This is a genomic window from Bacillus sp. 95MFCvi2.1, from assembly GCF_000374965.1.
Taxonomy (GTDB): Bacteria; Bacillota; Bacilli; order Bacillales; family Bacillaceae_G; genus Bacillus_A; species Bacillus_A pseudomycoides.
In genome coordinates, this window is record NZ_KB895728.1 from 1 (window position 1) to 18,648 (window position 18,648).

Below are 18,648 nucleotides of genomic sequence, written 5' to 3' on the forward strand. Positions count from 1 at the left end.
CGACAATTTTATGAAGCGGACCATCCTACAATTTCGTTTGCAGAACTGCAATTTGAATGGGAAACAAAGGCCTGGTTTTCACACATCATCTGGGAAGACGACCCTGCCTCACAATTACCAAAAGCTCAAATATTAAACAAATGGTTCAGCATAATCAAAAAGGAAACCCAGGATACACCACTTGATAGTGATACAAAATTTTCTTGGTATCCATCAATCTCTTAAAAATCTAACAGTATTTAGCTAGATAAGGAATAGGCGTGATAGAAATGGCTGGCAGTAGGACGCTCACTGATTAATGTTGTACTTTCTACACGATAATTATTAATTGACGAAAAATTATAACAATAATAAAATGAATTACATTGGATAATTTGTTTTGATACATAGAATTCAAGGGGGATTATTATGAAGCCAACATTTTTTGCCCAAAATAGAGAACGATTAACGAGAACATTGCCAGATGGATCGATTACTATTTTATTTGCCGGACAGGCACCACATATGTCAGCTGATGCACACTATAAATTTGTGCCGAATCGAAATTTTTACTATTTAACGGGAATCGAGGAGCCAAATGTTATTTTTATTTTAAAAAAATTTGGAGATAGTGTAGAAGAAACTCTTTTCATTGAAAAACCAGATCCAGTGCTTGAAAAATGGGTTGGTAAAACCGTTTCGAAAGAAGAAGCAGAAAACATTTCTGGTATTAAGAAGGTTGTATATATAGAAAGTTTTGAAGTAACAATTGCGAATACACTTTTCGCAGAAAATGTGAAACATATGTATTTAGATTTAGAACGTCGTAATTGGAAAGGTACTGAGACGAAGGCGCTAGCATTTGCGAAGCACGTAAGAGAACAGTATCCTCATCTTTCAATTGGGAATGTCTATCTGAACATTTGTGAATTACGAGTGTTCAAAACAGATGAAGAAATTGAAAAAATAAAAGAAGCAATTGAGGTTACTCAAGAGGGTATTTATAATGTGCTGAAACAAGCGAAAGCAGGCATAATGGAATATGAATTAGAAGCGCATTTTGATTTCACATTAAAATCGTCTGGTATTAAATATCATGCATTCGATACAATTTTGGCGAGTGGTAAAAATGCTACTGTGCTGCATTATGAAGATAATGATGCAAAAGTGCAACAAGGTGATTTAGTACTACTCGATTTAGGTGCTCAAAAAGACTACTACAATGCTGATATTAGTTACACATTCCCAGCTAGTGGAACATTCTCTAATCGCCAAAAACAAATATATAATATTGTATTAAAAGCATTAAAAGAAACAACTGAACTTATAAAGCCAGGATTAAAATTCGCTGCATTAAATGAACATACAAAAAAAGTACTGGCAGAAGAGTGTAAAGAAATTGGTTTAATTCAAGAAGATGAGGAACTATCTAAATATTATTATCATGGTGTGAGCCATTTCCTCGGTTTAGATACTCATGATGTAGGAACATACAAAGATAGAGTATTAGAAGAAGGTATGGTCATTACGATAGAACCAGGTTTGTATATTGAAGAAGAATCAATTGGAATTCGTATTGAAGATGATATTCTTGTCACAAAGGACGGGTATGAAAACTTGTCAAAAGATATCATTAGAACGGTTGAAGAGATTGAAGAGTTTATGAGAGAAAATAATGAAAACGTTAAGGAAAGACAAGTTGTTACAAAATAGTAAATGTAAAAGACGCTCAATTTTTGGGCGTCTTTTTATTTTGTTCATTTGGCATCTCCATATTTTTTCGAAAATCGTCTTATATAATAATCTTGAAAAAGCAAAAGGAGGAATTTTCCATGAAGAGATTTGTATTAACAGCAGTTACAGTCTCCGTAATATCTTTAATTGCTGCATGTTCTGCGATCATAAATACAACAAATGATTATAAAAATATGAATGATAAAAAAACAGCACAGACTGAAACGGCTACAAAACCATTGAAAGTTGTAAAAGGATCAGAAGTTACTTTAATAGCGAAAGAAGAAAAACAAAAGCTAAGTAACGGTGTTATTGTTCCAGTCTGGACATTTAATGGTTCATCTCCTGGACCAGAAATTAGGGTGAAAAAAGGTGAAAAGGTTAAAGTGACATTAAAAAATGAATTATCTGCACCAGTATCTATTCATTGGCATGGGTATCCTGTCCCAAATAACATGGATGGAATTCCAGGTGTGACACAAGATGCGGTTGAATCTGGAAAAAGTTTCACCTATGAATTTAAAGTGAACGTACCAGGAACGTATTGGTATCATTCGCATCAAGATTCTGTAAATCAACTAGATAGAGGCTTGTATGGTGCTCTCGTTGTAGAAGATACAAATGAAAAGTATGATAAAGATTACACATTAATGTTAGATGAATGGGTAACAGATAAAAAAGAAATCGATAAGCAGTTAAAAGAAATGACAAAAGGGAAAACAGAAAAAGCAGACGGTAATAAATCTAGTATGGATAATAAAAATATGAAAAAGAATGATGATATGAAAGGAATGGATCATGGGAATATGAGGATGAAAGGTCATGATATGAGCATGTATGACTTATTCACAATCAATGGTAAAAGCGGGGATTTAGTGGAGCTATTAAAAGTGAACAAGGGAGACAAAGTTCGACTTCGACTAGTTAATCCTGGTTACCTATCACATGATATCCATGTTCATGGTCATGATATTAAAGTAATTGCGACAGATGGCCAACCAATTAATGATCCAAAAGTTATTAGGGACAAAGTAATTTCAATTGCACCAGGTGAACGTTATGATGTTGAATTTACTGCTAACAACCCTGGGAAATGGTATGTTGAGGACCATTCAGAAGATAAAGGTGCAAAAGGAATGAAAGCTGTTATTGAATATGATGGCAGCAAAGAGATGAAAGACAAGGCAAATGAAAAAGAAAAACTACCAAAATTAGATATGACGAAATATGGTGCTAAAAAATTAGGTGATTTCACGTTAGACCAGCAGTTTACTCTCACATATAATATGGACTTGAATACTCAAATGAATGGAAATGAAATGGTATATACAATTAACGGTAAAGTATTTCCGGATATCGACCCAATTCCAGTGAAAAAGGGTGACTTAGTAAAAGTAAAATTAGTAAATCGCTCTAAAACAGATGATCACCCGATGCATTTACACGGTCATTTCTTCCAAGTATTAAGTAAAGATGGAAAAACGATAGAAGGTTCTCCAATTGTTAAAGATACTTTGAACTTGAAACCTGGAGAAGAATATGAAGTAGCCTTTGTAGCAGATAATCCGGGGGAATGGATGTTCCACTGTCATGATTTACACCATGCTTCAGCAGGGATGGTAACAGAAGTGAAATATACAGATTACAAATCTGATTATGTTCCAAACTCTAACATTCCAAATAAGCCAGAATAATATAAAATTCATGTAGTTCATAATAATATAAAGCAGTTATCTTATGGATAGCTGCTTTATTAATTTTGGTTGCTAGTGTTAATGCATATGTTGATCATGCCCGGATGAAGGTGGAGGAGTATGATCTGGGAATGTTACGAATACTTTTCTATAGGTATTATGTTAGGAATTGATAAGAATACATTTAATATTCTTGTAATTTCAGTAGAGAAGAAGGGAACTCTCAAAACAGTATTTGGTTATTTGAAAAACCATTTAAAAGTCTTGTTAATGTCATTATGTGCAAAGATGATACAAAAGCTAGTAAACTCATGGAGAAATACTTGATAGAAGAATGGTATGCTGGGCATAAAGACATGGGGTGGTATGATTGTCATAAACATCATGAAAAACTATACTTTGGCTATTGGATTTTTGAAAGTGGAGCAATTGTAAAAATTTTAGAATTGGATGATAGTATATTAAAAAATGTTCCTTATTATCCGTATGATATGGTGCATTTTAAAGCTAAATAGCTTGATTCTCCAATATAAAGCATGATGATATATTTTTCTATTTTTCGGTCGTTTAATTAGGTAAAATTAGTCAGTTTCCAAATGAAGCAGAATTAGCTTCCTTCAAAGGCTATACCAGTTGAGTTGAAAACGGTACATTGGCAGGAAAGCAAGGCGGTGGACCAGGAAAGGTTACCGAATGAGTCAATAAGTATCATGTAGACAGCAGTAAGAAAATCAATGATGAGATTAAGGTGGAGAGGCTTCGCTTGCGGAGAGGGTAAGAAAAACTGATAAAGGAATATCCTTAGAAGAGGTAAAGCCAGACGTACTTAAACAGATACAGGCTGACGAGGTTTAAATTGAGAAGGTTAAATGCTATGGAGTGATTTTAATAACTGTTATTGTAAACATATAAACGGGTTATAAAGCTAATGGTTCTAAAATTAAAAATAAAAAAGAACATCTTTTTTATCAAGATGTTCTTTTTTCCTTATACCTAAATTAATTCTTTTGTTATATTATTTCGCTTCATCTTCAGGAATTAAAAAGCTTATATCATACTCATCTAACTTCTCAAGTAATGCGTCTCCATCGATTTTCAATAAATTCATATGAATATTAAATGGTATAAATCCAGCGCGCTTATTAACTCGATACAGCCTTTGTCCTTTTGAAGGTATAGAGGCAATATATCGATCTTCAACATCATCTTCCATCACAATTCCTAAATACTTTTGCCCTTGGATTGCATAAGGTAAAACACCTAATACATCCTCCAAAGCAATTTTCACAGGAAAGTTTGGATTGTTAATAATTGTAATGTATTCTTGTTCTAAAATGATGGCTGGTTTTTTCGTAAGCATTTTTTGGATAACTTTCCAAAGAGCAATTAGTACAACGAATGCAAGAGCTCCAAATAAAAATCCAACTATGAAATTAGGCTCCTCAGACGAAAATGCATACATAACAATAAAGAGAAACATCACTTCAACTACCAAAGTCAAAAAAAATAATCCAACTACTTTTCTCTTTGATTCATAAATATCATATTTTCTCATACGATTCCCCCCCACTCATATAAATCCACCTTGATTTTCCAACATATTCGTCATCGCTATGCAGAACCGAAAGCAAAATGCCTATCCTATATAAATTGAAAAGTTTATGTGCCTTTTCAATTTATATATAATCTATTTCGCCCAACAGGACTGCAATGTACAACAGATATTCTGAAAGCAGTGATGTTTTAAATCTTCATTTGAAATCCAAAAATATAACATTCTACTTTCCGGTAAACCATTTTGCGTGTTTGTTCGTTGTGCAATTCTTCTAAATTCAATTGAGTGATAAAATGAAGGGGATGCTCTTTATATGTAGGATACATAAATAATACGGGTAAATTAAGAGCTCTCCCCATTTTCGAACAACCTATCGGTAATGCTTCCTCATGTCTTGGCACAACTTTTATACATTTACAAACATCGCCAATAGCTCTTCTTTCATATGTTAGTTGATATTTGCCAATCAATGCCTCCATACGTTTTTTCATAAAAACTTATAATTTAAAAAATTAGTACCTATACATCATACCATGAAAACGCTCATCACTTACTTTGTTTATCTTTATATCAAATTTTTAATGATCGTTTTAAAGAAACGTATGTTCGTATTCGAGTTGATATGATATACTAATAATGTAAATATATTCCGTGTTTTTATATCTGGAATTTCAGATATGCGAGAGAATAGGTATTATCATATGTATATGATATAACGATGAATTTATAAAAGAACTAGGGAGGCAGAGAGGATGGCAGTCAGTACATATCAGTTGTTTCAACACCTTAATATGACAGGAGCACAAGAAGAATTAGCAATACGTTACTTGCAGACGAGAGATGAAGAAGTTTTAAAGCATATAGAACAAACGACCATTCGCGAAAATAAGCGTAGTGATTTTGCTTGGCAGTTCATGAATGACTTTAGGAAAACATATAAGCAAGATCCAGTGTTTTTTCGGTTATTCTATCATTTACTTGAGGATCAATTGTTGAATGTTCTTCTCGTGCGTTTTTCATATATGAGTTTTCCAGATATAAAGGTTTATTTCGAAAAAAGCGGTCTTTCATTCGATAGACTTGTAGTATTTGCTTGTAAGTATTTAACGAATCTTTCGCGTTCTGTAAATGAAGCGGATGTTTTTCTTAGACAATTAATAAGGGAGAATCCGAAGTATATAGAAGAACAGTTGCAAGTTATAACAGGTCAGCAAAAATTACTTTTGCTTCTAGTTATGTTAGATGCAGATTATGAGAGATTTCTTCCTTATCGTTCTTTACTGGAAGAAGAATTGGAAGAGCATGCGGAGTATATATTGAGGTTAAGTGGAGCGGAAGAGAAGATTGAAGCAGCTCAAAGGTACGTTCGAGGTGAAGCTGTTAGTAAAGTATTTGCTGGGTCATCTTTACCTGACTTTACTTGGCAGCAAATTTTTCGTATGTATCCGCATTCGGATGTTGCAAGAAGATATATGGAATTGTTAGTGAAATGCTCTGTAAAAAATTTTATGAATTATGCCATTTCACATGTCAGCCATACTCTTGAACAGTCTGGAAATTACAAAAAAACAAAAAGTTTTTATGCACAATTGTATGAAACAACTCGAGATTTGTGTGAACAATTCGGTATTCCAGAGGAAAGATTTTTCGCATATCGCCTTACACAGCATCATTTAGGTGTTGTTGATTTTGATCGCGTATATGAATATCAATTGTTGCTTCGAATGGTGGAAGAACAACCGGAATTTGTGCAGCGTACACTGCAATATTTAAGTCAAAGTCATTACCTTTTCGTATCAATGCTTTTAGCGGAAAAAGGGTACGAGCTACATAGAAACAAAGTACGTGAAGAGTTTTTAACGGTTGTCCTTCAAACGAAATCATCTGACATACGTGGTACATATCGTGACTATCTATTAGGCACTTTATCATTTGAGGATATGAAGCAATGGTTCGAAAGCTCGAAGTTTAGAAATAATTACTGGAGAATGCCTGTTTTAGAAATTGCATTACTTTGGGATATAGAGGAAGCAGCAAAGAGGGAAGCCACTCTTACGCTTCAACTTGGGAAAGGGTATAACTATAGTTTATATGAACTTCTGCAGCGGTATGCTGCTATGGAGAACTCGCCAGAACAGGTGCTGGAAGATCTGCTTACCTACGGTTTATCGATGGAGAAGCTCGTTTCTTATTCCATTGAACAAGCTTCCGGGCATAGTGAGAAGCGAGATAAGGCGACGGAGGCACTCGTTCGTTTGTTTGTAAAAGAACGAGCGTATGTGAAAGGTGAATTTCCTGAGTATTCTGCAGATGAACGGATTTTTATTTTGGATGAGTTGGCAAAGGATAACGCAGTTCAGACGCGTGATCTTCTCATTCAAAGTCTTGGGGATTCCTCTAAAAAGGTACGTACCGCTGCAGTTGAACTTCTTACAAAAGATACGGAAGCTGCAGAAGATGTAGCAAAGGAATTAAATCATAAAAAGAAAGTTGTTCGCGAAAATGCAATGCAAACACTTTTATATTATAAAACTGACAAATATACAAAGCTTGTACAGGAAGCTTTACAAGAAAAGAAAAACGCTTCTTTGACGGAGAAGTTTGCCCCATTGCTTGGTGACGGGGAATTAGAAGGAGCATCAGGAAGTATAGAAGCTCTTTGCACGCGTATTTTAACGCCGCAAAAAAGGAATGCACTTGTGCAGTGGATCGGATTTGAACCGCAAATTCGTCTCCGCGATTCCGATACCATTGCAGATGCAATGATTCCTCTTGCATATTTTCAGCAGTACGTATCAGATTCTGTTATTGAGAAGAAGGAAGTAGCAGAAGCAATAAGCGCTGCTCTTAACGAACAAGATTTGAAGGAAAATATACAAGCGATCTATCAGCTTTGGGTTTCTCAAGGCGCGGAATCGAAGAAACGCGGTATTCTTTCGTTGTACGGTATTTACAGTGATGATGAAATGGCGATGCAACTCAAAAAGCAGATTGATGAGTGGGCGCTTGGTATGCGCGGAGCGATTGCTGCTGCAGCTGTTCAGGCGCTAGCGTTGTCCCAATCACATATTGGGCTAATGTCTATCCATGCGATGGCATTTAAGTATAAACATAAGCAAGTGCGTAATGCTGCGAAAGAAGCGCTGAGTCTCGCTGCTAAAACGCGTGGTATTACAGAAGAAGAGCTAGAAGATCAGCTTGTCCCGGACCTTGGGTTTAATAAGCGCGGTGAAAAGACAATTGATTACGGCAGCAGAACATTTACTGCCTATTTAACTCCAAACTTGAAAATTGAGCTAAAAACGGGAGAAGGAAAACGAATAAAGTCGCTTCCGAAACCAAATGCAAAAGATGATGCGGAAAAAGCTGAGGAGGCTAAGGCGGAGTTATCCTCTATAAAGAAGCAGCTCCGAACTATGATTACGATGCAAACGCAGCGTCTTGAAACAGCACTTTCTCTGAATCGCTATTGGTCACAAAATACATGGAAGTCTCTGTTTGTAGAAAATCCAATTCTGCAGCAGTTTGCTATCTCCCTTATTTGGGGTGAGTATAAGGAAGGAAAGTTGCTTGCGATGTTCCGCTATATGGAGGATGGCACGTTTAATACGATTGAAGAAGAAGAGCATGAACTTACGCCAGACACTGTTATCGGTCTAATTCATCCGTTAGAATTGTCCGAGGACGAAAGGGAATTATGGAAGGAACAGCTAGAAGATTATGAGGTTACTCAGCCATTTCCGCAAATTGACCGCGAAGTATTTCAGGTTGAGGAGAATGAGGAAGTCACTGTGGAAAGGTTTGCTGGTATCCAGATCAATGGCCGTTCGCTGTTTGGTAAGATGACGAAGTACGGCTGGAGTCGTGGATCGGTTCAAGATGCCGGTGTATATTATACATTCTATAAAGAAGATACTCGCGCCGGACTAGGGGCGGAGCTTGCGTTTGAAGGGGCACCGGTTGGATATGAAGGTGAGGAGGATGTGTGCGTTTTTGAAATTCAATTTTACAAAGCAGGCACGGTGAGCCGCGGTTCATATGACTACGACGAAATTGATCATGAGAGACGCGTTTTACCGAAGCAAGTATCGGAACGCTTTTTCAGTGAAATTTTATATGATATAAAACGGGCAACAGAATCGAATCTTGGCCGTGATGAAAACTGGCGCAGCAAGCGATAAGAAAGGAACTGACATATGCAGTCTATTAAACCATTAATGGAAGAATTATATGAAATAGAATTGAATGCGTTAGAAGCGAATGATTCGTTTCCGAAACCACCTAACTGGCGATTGTCACCGCGTGCCGTTCGGACGTTTATTATCGGACAAGAAGAACCGCTTCTTTTAGAAGGAAAAGAAGTGGAAATTAGTCGTAAGTTTTATGGTAATGATGCGCTTGTGGAACGAGCAATTGTCACATTAGCAGGAAACCGAGGACTTATGTTAATCGGAGAGCCAGGAACAGCAAAGACGATGCTAAGCGAGCTGCTTTCTGCCGCAATATGCAGAAATAGCCGTAACACTGTGCAAGGAACAGCTGCTACGATGGAAGATACGATTAAGTATTCGTGGAACTATGCACTTCTTCTTGCGAAAGGGCCTGTAAGGGGGGCGCTTGTGCCAGGACCTCTCTTTGTTGGGATGGAACAAGGGATATTAACTAGATTTGAAGAATTGACTCGCTGTCCGCAGGAAGTGCAAGATTCATTGATCAGCGTTCTGAGCGATAAAGTACTAAATATTCCGGAGTTTGGGGAGCAAGGAATTCTTACAGCTAAGCCTGGATTTAATATTATTGCGACGGCTAACACACGAGATCGCGGTGTGAATGAGATGAGTAGTGCATTGAAGCGTCGTTTTAATTTTGAAACGGTGCATCCGATTAAGGATGTAAAGCTTGAAGCAAAAATAATAGAGTCACAAGTAACGCGCTTATTAGGAGCATCAGGCATCACACCAAAAGTGGATGAGACGGTTGTTCAGCTGTTAGCGACTGTTTTTCATGAACTACGGGAAGGTGTAACTGCTGAAGGAAAACGAATCGATCAGCCATCTTCTGTTATGAGTACTGCAGAAGCAGTATCGGTATATTATCAAAGCGCAATGGATGCGTATTATTATGGAAGCGGACAAGTGAAGATGGATGCGCTTGTTCGGTATTTATCGGGCACAATTGCGAAAGAAAACAAGGATGATTTAGAAAAGCTGCGCAGTTACTTTACAAGCATCGTTAGGGCGCGAGGTCAAGTAGGAGGAGAGGTATGGAAGTCGTTTTTCGAAGCTCGCAATCAGCTGAAGTAAATGCATTGTTTCAAAGAGCTTACAATTTAGATCACAACGTCGTATATGTGCCGATTCGCCATCATAGTCCTGCGTGCTCTTTTCATGTACAAAAGATCGTTAAATTCTATAAACCGGATGCGATTCTTATAGAAGGACCGATAGATTGCAACCCTCTTATTCCGCATATTGTGAGTGCAGAAAGTGAGGCTCCAATTTGTATATATTGCAGTTATGATGATAAAACGGATGTGCTTGAAAGAGGAGAAAGTGGAAAGTACCGTGCGTACTATCCCTTTCTCGACTATTCACCGGAACTTGTCGCGCTGCGGGAAGGAGCTACGCGCAATATTCCAGTTTCATTTATTGATCTTCCTTATAAAGAATATTTGTTTGCAACGAAAAATGAGGAAGAGAATGGGAAGTATGACGAGCAATATTTCCGGCACAGTCAATATGTCCGTATGCTTTCGGAAAAAACGGGGTGCCGAAGCTTTCATGAATTTTGGGAGAAATACTTTGAGTTGCAAGGCTTTCATATGACAAGCGAGGAGTTTGTCCGTCAGCTCTTCGATTATTGTTATTATACGCGCGCGGACTATACGCAGGAGATGTTGACAGAAGACGGATGCGAAGCCAGGGAGATACACATGGCAAAGGAAATTGAAAAAGCGCGTAAAGTGTATGACAAGGTGCTCGTTATTACCGGAGGCTTTCATGTGAAAGGGCTTCTTGAATTGGAAGGGAAAAAGAAAAAGCTGTCCAAAAGCCCATTATCTAAAGCGTATGCCAAAAACTATCTTATGCCGTATTCCTTTTTGGAAAGCGATCAGATGCGTGGCTATGAGAGCGGTATGCCTGCACCTGCTTTTTACCAACATATTTGGGAGAACAGGGATGAAGCGGTAGCTGAGCAATTTATGATACGAATTGCTAGACAGCTAAAGGCAGAAGGAATATCAATGGCAGATGAGATTGAAGCTGCACGAATGATACGTGAACTTGCACTGCTTCGGGGAAAGATGCAACCTGGATTGTATGAACTGATGGATGCAGTGCGTAGTGCATTCGTGAAAGGTGAGATATTCTCGGCAAATAAGCCTTTAGCGCTGCTTCAGAAGAGTTTGCAAGGGGCGAAGCGCGGGGAATTGTCAAAAGAAGCGGATGTGCCGCCGCTCGTGCATGATTTTCGTGCTTCTGTTCGTTCGTTTCGTCTTCCGGTGCGTTCTACTGTACCACAGGAGACGATTCTTGACATATACAAGAACGAACGACACCAGCGTTTAAGTCAATTCTTTCATTGCCTCGCTTTTTTAGGAGTCCCGTTTTGCGAGAAGCTGCGCGGTCCAAACCTAGCTAGAAAGCAGAATATTAATCTTATGCGAGAAACTTGGAAGTATCGTTTTTCAGCACAAGTAGAAAGTGCTCTGATTGATTTATCTGTGTATGGCGGAACGGTGAGAGAAGCTGCGCAGGAAATGCTAAGAGCAAAGCTGTATAAGGCGAAAGGGCGTGCGGGAGAGGTGGCTCTTTTATTGCTAGAAGCCTACTTAAGTGGTTTGTTTTCCGATTTCGCTATGTACAATCAGTTTATAGATGAAGCAATACAGGCGGATGGAGATTTTGCTTCTATGGCAGATTGTGCTTACTATTTATCACAAATAGAAAAAGAAAATCAGCAAGCGGATCATGCTAGACATAAAGCACTTTCGTTATTTTCTGTTTTAGATGGGGGCGAACCAGCAATTATTGCGGAAAAACTTATTGATTTGTATACAATGCAGCCTGCAGACCAGCAATTTATTGAAGCACTGGAGCTTTATTTGCAAAGGGAAAAACGAGAAAGCCAAGTAGAAGGGGCAGTATTTGGGCTGTTAACTTCTTTAGGGAAGTGGAAAATCAATGAGGTAATGCAAGTGGCAGAAGGATATTTTTATGGAAGTGGCGATATGCAAAAGCAAGCTCCGATATTTTTGAATGGTTTGTTTGCTGGCGCAAAAGATATCTTCTTATATAACGAATCGCTGCTTGACGGAATGTCTCATGTTCTAGAAGAACTTGATGAAGAGACATTTTTACAAGTATTGCCGCATTTGCGCCTCTTGTTCAGTCAATTCACGCCGCTTGAGGTGGATACGATTGCTAAACAGATTGCGCGGTTATATGGAGCCACAGAAGAAGTGATAAAAGAAGAAGCAATTTCCGAAGAAGTGCTGGCGTATGCAATACAGTTAGATCGCAAGGCACGGGAAATTTTAATGAGACGGGGGCTAGAAGATGGAGAATAACATTTCTTTAAATCGCTGGCGTCTTGTTCTTGGGAAACATGCAGATGACCAAATCACATTTCAGGAAGAAGACCCTGCATACAGAGCAATGGATGAGGTACTGGAGTTTTTGTACGAGAGAGAACGCGGAGAAGAACGCGGCGGGTCGTTGGATCCCTCTCAGCTAACAGTGCCGACTTGGATTTCGAAAGTGCGGGAGTTATTTCCGAAAGAAACCATTGAGATTATGGGAAATCATGCGCTAGAAAAGTATGAATTAACGGCTCTATTGCAAGATAAGCAAACGCTTGAAAAAATGGAGCCGAATATGAATTTATTAAAATGCATTTTACAATTTAAAGATTATGTAAAACCGGATGTATTAGACACAGCTAAACGTATTGTAGCGAAAGTCGCTGAGGAGTTGCGGCGTAATTTAGAGCAAGAAGTGAAGCACGCATTAAGCGGTAGACCAGATCGAAATCGTTCTAGTCGCGTTCGCACGATGCGCAACTTTGATTTTAAGAAAACGATTCGAAAGAACTTAAAGCATTTTGACAAGGAAACAAACGCCATTCATATTGAAAAACCGTACTTTTATGCTGCCACGAAGCACGTTAGCCCATGGCGTGTGATCCTCGCAGTAGACGAGAGCGGAAGTATGATTGATTCTGTTATTCATAGCGCAGTTATGGCGGGTATTTTTGCAAGCTTACCGACGATTAAGACAGATCTGTTCATCTTTGATACAGCTGTTGTTGATTTAACGGATCGTATTGACGACCCGGTGGAAACGCTTATGAGCGTACAGCTTGGGGGAGGAACATATATTGCTCAGGCGCTGCGCTACGCAACGAATAAAATCGAGATGCCTCATAAAACAATTGTCGTGCTTGTAACAGACTTATATGAAGGTGGCAGTTACAATGAAATGTACCGAGAAGCGATGAAGATTGTAGAATCAGGAGCAAAGCTGATCGTGCTAACATCTCTGGATCCGACTGCACAGCCTTTTTATGATAAACAGGCAGCTGAAAAAATGGCGGCGCTCGGTGCTCATGTAGCGGCGTTAACACCAGGGAGGTTGGCACAATGGATCGCAACAATCATTTCTTAAATGTTCTTTCCTCTATTGATGAAACATACTTAATTGCCATGTCTAACAAAGGAACATATAAGAGAGCAATGAAGGATTTGGCCGTTGTATCAAATGTCAAAATGGACGTAGAAGAGGGTGCAGCGCAAATACATCTTGATGACGGAATTACTGTAACGTTTACGGGTGATATACGCAGTTACTCTTGTAGTTGTGAAGCCCGTTCGATTTGTAAACATGTCATTATGGCTCTATTAGAAGCAAAGAAGATGTACGAAGGTGAAGAGAACATAAAAGTTGATTTCTCTGCTCTTTTGAATGTGAACGTTCGCAATATTGTCTCCGAAAAAATGTGGGCTGAAATGATGTTTCGCGAAACATTTCAGCAAAAGTTTGTTTTAGAAGAAGAGGGGGCTTTAATTGCCACTTTCCCAGAAGAGAATATAACAGTTCGCTTTCTAACAGCTGAATCGGTAGCGGATGCGATCTGTACGTGCAAAGCAGAGGGGATATGCCGGCATAAGGCAGAAGCGGTATATTGGTATCAAAAAGAGAAGGGAATCTCGCACGAAACGAAACAGATGCATCCTCTTATCATTGCGCCGGATAAGCTATCTATTTTCAAAGAAATGATCGAGCAAATTGTTCACTTTGGATTAACACGCCTTACCGAAAATACAATCTATGAAATAGAACAACTTTCTGTAAAAGCACGTTCTTTGAAACTCGCAAAGTTAGAGAATTTATTTCGTAAGCTCGGGGCGGATATTGGGCTATATCGGATGAAGCATGCATCTTTTCAAATGGCATCTTATCGGCAAACGGTGTCCGCGATTTATGAACACATTTTGTTGTTGGAACGCCACCATCTGCAAGAGGGTCCGTTTCGTTCGGAATATTACGAAGTTCCACCACTTATTTTGCATGCTTTTGGTGCATCTGGCTGGCAAACGAAGTCTGGTTATGTTGGTGTGACGTATTATTTCTATAATCGAGAACAGGAAAAGTGGATTACATACACACAGTCGCGCCCCATGTTTTATGAAGGGAGCAGCACAACTCCTGAAGAACTCCATGAAAGGCAAGTTCCATGGGGAATTGCAGGGAAAGGATACGAACTATCTCGTTCATCTGTCCGATTGAAGCAGGCAAAACTTAACGTCGATTTTCAATTGTCATCTAGCTCACAGACATTAGGAGAAGTGGAAGGAAAAACAAATGTGGCAGAGTGGCAATCTCTCTTTTTAACCTCATGGGAAGAACTATTAAAAAAAGTAAAAGAGCAAAGGTTAGAGGCAAATAAACAAGGAATCTTTTGTATCGAAGTTGCTGAAATAGGAGAATGGAAGTTTCAGAAGCAAGAACAAAAATGGATCATACCTCTTATCGATAAGAATGGGAAAACATTGCAAATGCAAATGATGAAACGACCAGAAAATGAGCGAATGATTCGACTTGTAAAAATATATATGGACTCGTTGCATATAAAGAGAATGCTAGTTCATCCTTATCAGGAAGGAACAAAGCTCGTTGTTACACCTATCATTTTATATACAGAAGCAGGAGAGATTATAAATACTACACTGAGTGAAGGGGGAACGTTCTATGATCGAGTTAATGCGCCTAATTGATGAATTGGAAGAAGTTCTAGATGAGATGCTTGTCTCAGGAGCAGGGACTGTCCCTCTTTCCTTTTTTCAGGATATAAAACGAGAATGCGAAAAGTATGGTCTTTCTTATGCCGCCACGCAGGTGCTTATCATAGAGGAAGAGCGAAACAAGGCCCGCTTTCTTCATAAAGAAGAAACAAACAAACTGACAGAAGCGTTTTGTAAGTTGCAGGAATATATTCAAGTTATAAAGGCTGAAATGCTGCATTTATAAATAGCTGGGTTAGTAGATGAATATTGAATTTAAATAAAAAGGTTTTCGCTAGAAGTATGCTGAAGAAGAAACGAAAACGCTCGCAGTGGGGAGAAATTGTACTGATTTTCCGAAAGTACTAATAATTGCCAAAATATTAATTTGCAAGTATAATAATAGTAAGAACGATGAGTGATAAAAAGAAAAGGGCAGTGTAGGAAAGAATTTCTTCGCCTTTCACGCGGTAGGTCGCAGGTTCGAATCCTTGCCTTCCCTGATGTTTTATTAACATTAGGGGAGTAGCTCAGTTTGGTAGAGCAACATATTGAGTCTTTCCGCCTATCTCCCTTTTTTATAATTCATATTTAATAGATTTGGGCAGTGTAGAGAAGGATTTCTTCGCTTTGGGTGCCGTGTGTCATGGGTTCGAATCCCATCCTTCCCATTTTGGAAGGTAGCTCAGTGGTAGAGCAACGTAATGAGCCTTTTCGCTTATCTCCCAAATCTTTAAACATTATGTATAACAGGAACAGTGTAGATAGCTCATGCTTCGTTTGCTAATATTAAGTGCTATAGATTCGATCCTAATCGATGCGGAAAGGTCCGCACTGAATTCGTACTTTTCTTTGATTCATAACACTAAGGTAGGAGTTACTTCGTCATATAGGGATTGTGTTTGTGGGATTCGATTCCTGTTTTGAATATTTCTTAAGTGTTAGGAATGAGTGAAAAGAGCAACGTATATACGTTGCCTTTTTTATTTGTATTTCAACCAGTAGTGTCAAAAAATCTCTGGGGGTAGATCATAATGTCAAAGTTTAATCATTCTTCTCAAGGAAGCCGTCAAACATATACAAAAGAGGGCGGAAAAGCTTATAAAATGTATGATAAAGATAAATTAGTTACGATGGTATTAACATCTTTCTTTAATGAGCCAAAATTTTATGGTGATAACAGCGAAGAATTAGTTACTACTGCAAAACAAATCATGGACAGAGACCCTAAATTTGTTGCAAGTTTAGCAGTCTATGCACGTGAAGTGTTCTACATGCGTTCTGTTACACATGTATTAGCAGTGGAACTTGCAAACCACCCTGAAGGTCGTAAATATGCTCGTCAAACAGTTTCTCGTATTGCGCAGCGTCCGGATGATGTAACAGAAATAATGGCATATCAATTAGGGGTATACGGTCGGGAAAATCCAATTCCAAACTCTTTGAAAAAGGGGTTAGCAGATGCCTTTTCTACATTTGATGAATATCAATTAGCAAAATACAATCGCACAGGAAAAGACGTTACATTGAAAGATGTATTCCGTTTAGTAAGCCCATCTGCCAAAAAAGGAACAGAACGTTACGAACTTTATAAACGTTTGTTAGAGAACACACTGCAAGTACCATATACATGGGAAACACAGCTTTCTCAAAAAGGAAACAAAAAAGAAGTGTGGGAAGAATTAATTGATAGCGGAAAAGTGGGTTATATGGCCTTACTTCGTAACCTTCGCAATATCGTAAATTCAGGTGTCTCAAATATTGATACAGTATATAACATTCTTCGCGATCCTGAGCGAGTAAAAAAATCAAAACAATTACCATTTCGCTTTTTTTCAGCATATCGTGTTGTGCAAGAAAAATTACCACAAGCAGGAAGCGAATTATTAGATATATTGAATGACGCAATTGAAGCATCTGTTACAAACATGCCGAGATTATCAGGAACAACATTTATGACAGCAGATATCTCAGGATCTATGACATGTTATCCTGTTTCAAAAGATGGGAGTGTTAAATGTGCAGATATTGCTACACTAATGATGGCAATGGCACACTCCTTCTGTGATAATTCTATTACATCTGTATTCGCAACTGATTTCAAAGCGATAAATGTTTCTACCCGTTCTGGTATTTTAGAGAACATGAACACATTTTTATCAGAAGTTAATAAACATGGATATGGAACAAACTTACATCTTTCTATCAAATATTTATTAGATCACAAAATCAAAGTTGACCGCATTCTTGTCTTCTCTGATGAGCAAGTGTACGGAGATAGGTATGGAGACAATTCTTCACAAATTCTTCTTGAAACATATCGTCGTGAAATGAATCCTGATGTTTGGGTTCACTCTTTCAATTTAAATAGTTACGGTAATCAACAATTCGTAGGAGAGAAAACAAATTTAATCGGTGGCTGGAGTGAAAAATGTTTGGACTTCATTCATTATGCGGAAGAAGGAACAGGTTCCCTTATTTCGGCTATCGAAAATTATCAATAATTTTTGTTACACTCTTTTTATTTAGAAGACGGAATAATTAGGATAACGGCAGGTCTAGTTAACCATGATGCAATAAAAAAGAAACTCATAATCTTTATTTTAAGAAACCAATGATTTTCTAATTAAAGCAGGGTTACCTGGAGCTGCTCATCCATTTCTATGATTTGAGCCGTTAGCTAATCTTGGCGAGGATAGATTAACTACAAAAGCAACTGGATAGTAACAAACAATAAATTGCCTACTGATAAGATGAAACTAGTTTATGAAATTTTAATAAAGCATGCTGTTAATTCAAGTATTAAGGAGTTTGAAAATGAAAATAAATAATAGTGAGTATGGTGGTTTTGTCGTTTCAAAAAATATTCTGGCTGGAAAACCAGTTAGATATTCATTTAGACAAGAAAGTTCTATCCCGCAATTAAATGGCTGGAATTTGTATGCTATAGATGATACTGATGAATATGTGAATCATGCGGATAATTTCATCATTTTAAACGCGGAATCTATTTTTAAAATCGTCCCTGTAATGTTTGAGATTTTTGAAGCGCCTTATGGAACGGATCTATGCTGGCTATATGAAGAAGGTATTCATATTGGATTTTATGATGTAGTCGCCGATAAAGAAGTGACCATTAATGAACTTATAAAACAAAACTAGTTTTTTCATGTAGCTCTATTTTATAAGTTCTTTAGTAGATGACAAACAAGCCCCTTATAAGCCCCTTCCAACTCCCTTATAAACCCCTACCAAGTAATAAATCATTAAATAAACAAAAGAAAAAACAACTACAAGAACTACTATGAAAAAATAAAAAAGTAACATTCTAGTACTAGTAAAAATTATAAAATAAATCCACCAAATTCCTGCCTGCAATCCTATATATAGAAGGAGTAACCAAT

The 18,648-nt window shown here is 37.8% G+C and carries 13 protein-coding genes and 1 pseudogene; 12 read left to right on the top strand and 2 right to left on the bottom strand.

Annotated elements, in window-relative coordinates:
- The 4 genes and pseudogenes from C568_RS0127480 to C568_RS31390 form a co-directional block, all read left to right on the top strand.
- Positions 1-225 (top strand): annotated as a pseudogene (locus tag C568_RS0127480) (hypothetical protein); the annotation flags it as partial.
- Between the two features lie 183 nt (positions 226-408).
- Positions 409-1,692 carry an aminopeptidase P family protein gene (locus C568_RS0127485; protein ID WP_018783367.1) on the top strand — a complete coding sequence of 428 codons (1,284 nt, stop codon included), beginning with the start codon at positions 409-411 and terminating at the stop codon, positions 1,690-1,692.
- A 119-nt stretch (positions 1,693-1,811) separates the two neighbouring features.
- Entirely contained in the window at positions 1,812-3,407 is a 1,596-nt protein-coding gene (locus C568_RS0127490) for a multicopper oxidase family protein (protein ID WP_018783368.1), read from the top strand.
- Between the two features lie 275 nt (positions 3,408-3,682).
- Positions 3,683-3,922, top strand: a complete 240-nt coding sequence (locus C568_RS31390; RefSeq protein ID WP_255291956.1) for a PoNe immunity protein domain-containing protein — start codon at positions 3,683-3,685, stop codon at positions 3,920-3,922.
- A 500-nt stretch (positions 3,923-4,422) separates the two neighbouring features.
- Here C568_RS31390 and C568_RS0127505 read toward each other — a convergent pair whose 3' ends face one another.
- Positions 4,423-4,962 carry an STM3941 family protein gene (locus tag C568_RS0127505; protein WP_018783371.1) on the bottom strand — a complete coding sequence of 180 codons (540 nt, stop codon included), beginning with the start codon at positions 4,960-4,962 and terminating at the stop codon, positions 4,423-4,425.
- 188 nt (positions 4,963-5,150) lie between these two features.
- Positions 5,151-5,453, bottom strand: a complete 303-nt coding sequence (locus C568_RS0127510; protein ID WP_003202614.1) for a hypothetical protein — start codon at positions 5,451-5,453, stop codon at positions 5,151-5,153.
- Between the two features lie 261 nt (positions 5,454-5,714).
- On the opposite strand from C568_RS0127510, the gene C568_RS0127515 reads away from it, so the two are divergent.
- From C568_RS0127515 to C568_RS0127550, 8 genes are all read left to right on the top strand, one after another.
- Positions 5,715-9,143, top strand: coding sequence for a DUF4132 domain-containing protein (locus tag C568_RS0127515; RefSeq protein ID WP_018783372.1), 3,429 nt, complete (start codon positions 5,715-5,717; stop codon positions 9,141-9,143).
- Between the two features lie 15 nt (positions 9,144-9,158).
- The gene (locus C568_RS0127520; protein WP_006095383.1) at positions 9,159-10,265 is read left to right on the top strand and encodes an ATP-binding protein; all 1,107 of its coding nucleotides are present in this window, start codon (positions 9,159-9,161) and stop codon (positions 10,263-10,265) included.
- The gene (locus C568_RS0127525; RefSeq protein WP_018783373.1) at positions 10,226-12,532 is read left to right on the top strand and encodes a DUF5682 family protein; all 2,307 of its coding nucleotides are present in this window, start codon (positions 10,226-10,228) and stop codon (positions 12,530-12,532) included. The genes C568_RS0127520 and C568_RS0127525 overlap by 40 nt, the downstream gene beginning before the upstream one ends.
- Positions 12,522-13,628, top strand: coding sequence for a VWA domain-containing protein (locus tag C568_RS0127530; protein WP_018783374.1), 1,107 nt, complete (start codon positions 12,522-12,524; stop codon positions 13,626-13,628). The genes C568_RS0127525 and C568_RS0127530 overlap by 11 nt, the downstream gene beginning before the upstream one ends.
- Positions 13,604-15,238 (top strand): SWIM zinc finger family protein, encoded by a 1,635-nt coding sequence (locus tag C568_RS0127535; RefSeq protein WP_018783375.1) that lies wholly within the window; start codon positions 13,604-13,606, stop codon positions 15,236-15,238. The genes C568_RS0127530 and C568_RS0127535 overlap by 25 nt, the downstream gene beginning before the upstream one ends.
- Positions 15,213-15,491, top strand: a complete 279-nt coding sequence (locus C568_RS0127540; RefSeq protein ID WP_018766753.1) for a hypothetical protein — start codon at positions 15,213-15,215, stop codon at positions 15,489-15,491. The genes C568_RS0127535 and C568_RS0127540 overlap by 26 nt, the downstream gene beginning before the upstream one ends.
- A 787-nt stretch (positions 15,492-16,278) precedes the next feature.
- Positions 16,279-17,748, top strand: coding sequence for a TROVE domain-containing protein (locus C568_RS0127545; RefSeq protein WP_018783376.1), 1,470 nt, complete (start codon positions 16,279-16,281; stop codon positions 17,746-17,748).
- A gap of 313 nt (positions 17,749-18,061) precedes the next feature.
- Positions 18,062-18,406, top strand: a complete 345-nt coding sequence (locus C568_RS0127550) for a DUF2185 domain-containing protein (protein WP_018783377.1) — start codon at positions 18,062-18,064, stop codon at positions 18,404-18,406.
- Positions 18,407-18,648 lie beyond the last annotated feature (242 nt).

What these genes read in the sequence shown, in the direction of transcription:
- C568_RS0127485 (WP_018783367.1), top strand. Translation starts at nt 409, where the DNA reads ATGAAGCCAACATTTTTTGCCCAAAATAGAGAACGATTAACGAGAACA.
- C568_RS0127490 (WP_018783368.1), top strand. Translation starts at nt 1,812, where the DNA reads ATGAAGAGATTTGTATTAACAGCAGTTACAGTCTCCGTAATATCTTTA.
- C568_RS0127505 (WP_018783371.1), bottom strand. Translation starts at nt 4,962, where the DNA reads ATGAGAAAATATGATATTTATGAATCAAAGAGAAAAGTAGTTGGATTA.
- C568_RS0127510 (WP_003202614.1), bottom strand. Translation starts at nt 5,453, where the DNA reads ATGAAAAAACGTATGGAGGCATTGATTGGCAAATATCAACTAACATAT.
- C568_RS0127515 (WP_018783372.1), top strand. Translation starts at nt 5,715, where the DNA reads ATGGCAGTCAGTACATATCAGTTGTTTCAACACCTTAATATGACAGGA.
- C568_RS0127520 (WP_006095383.1), top strand. Translation starts at nt 9,159, where the DNA reads ATGCAGTCTATTAAACCATTAATGGAAGAATTATATGAAATAGAATTG.
- C568_RS0127525 (WP_018783373.1), top strand. Translation starts at nt 10,226, where the DNA reads ATGGAAGTCGTTTTTCGAAGCTCGCAATCAGCTGAAGTAAATGCATTG.
- C568_RS0127530 (WP_018783374.1), top strand. Translation starts at nt 12,522, where the DNA reads ATGGAGAATAACATTTCTTTAAATCGCTGGCGTCTTGTTCTTGGGAAA.
- C568_RS0127535 (WP_018783375.1), top strand. Translation starts at nt 13,604, where the DNA reads ATGGATCGCAACAATCATTTCTTAAATGTTCTTTCCTCTATTGATGAA.
- C568_RS0127540 (WP_018766753.1), top strand. Translation starts at nt 15,213, where the DNA reads ATGATCGAGTTAATGCGCCTAATTGATGAATTGGAAGAAGTTCTAGAT.
- C568_RS0127545 (WP_018783376.1), top strand. Translation starts at nt 16,279, where the DNA reads ATGTCAAAGTTTAATCATTCTTCTCAAGGAAGCCGTCAAACATATACA.
- C568_RS0127550 (WP_018783377.1), top strand. Translation starts at nt 18,062, where the DNA reads ATGAAAATAAATAATAGTGAGTATGGTGGTTTTGTCGTTTCAAAAAAT.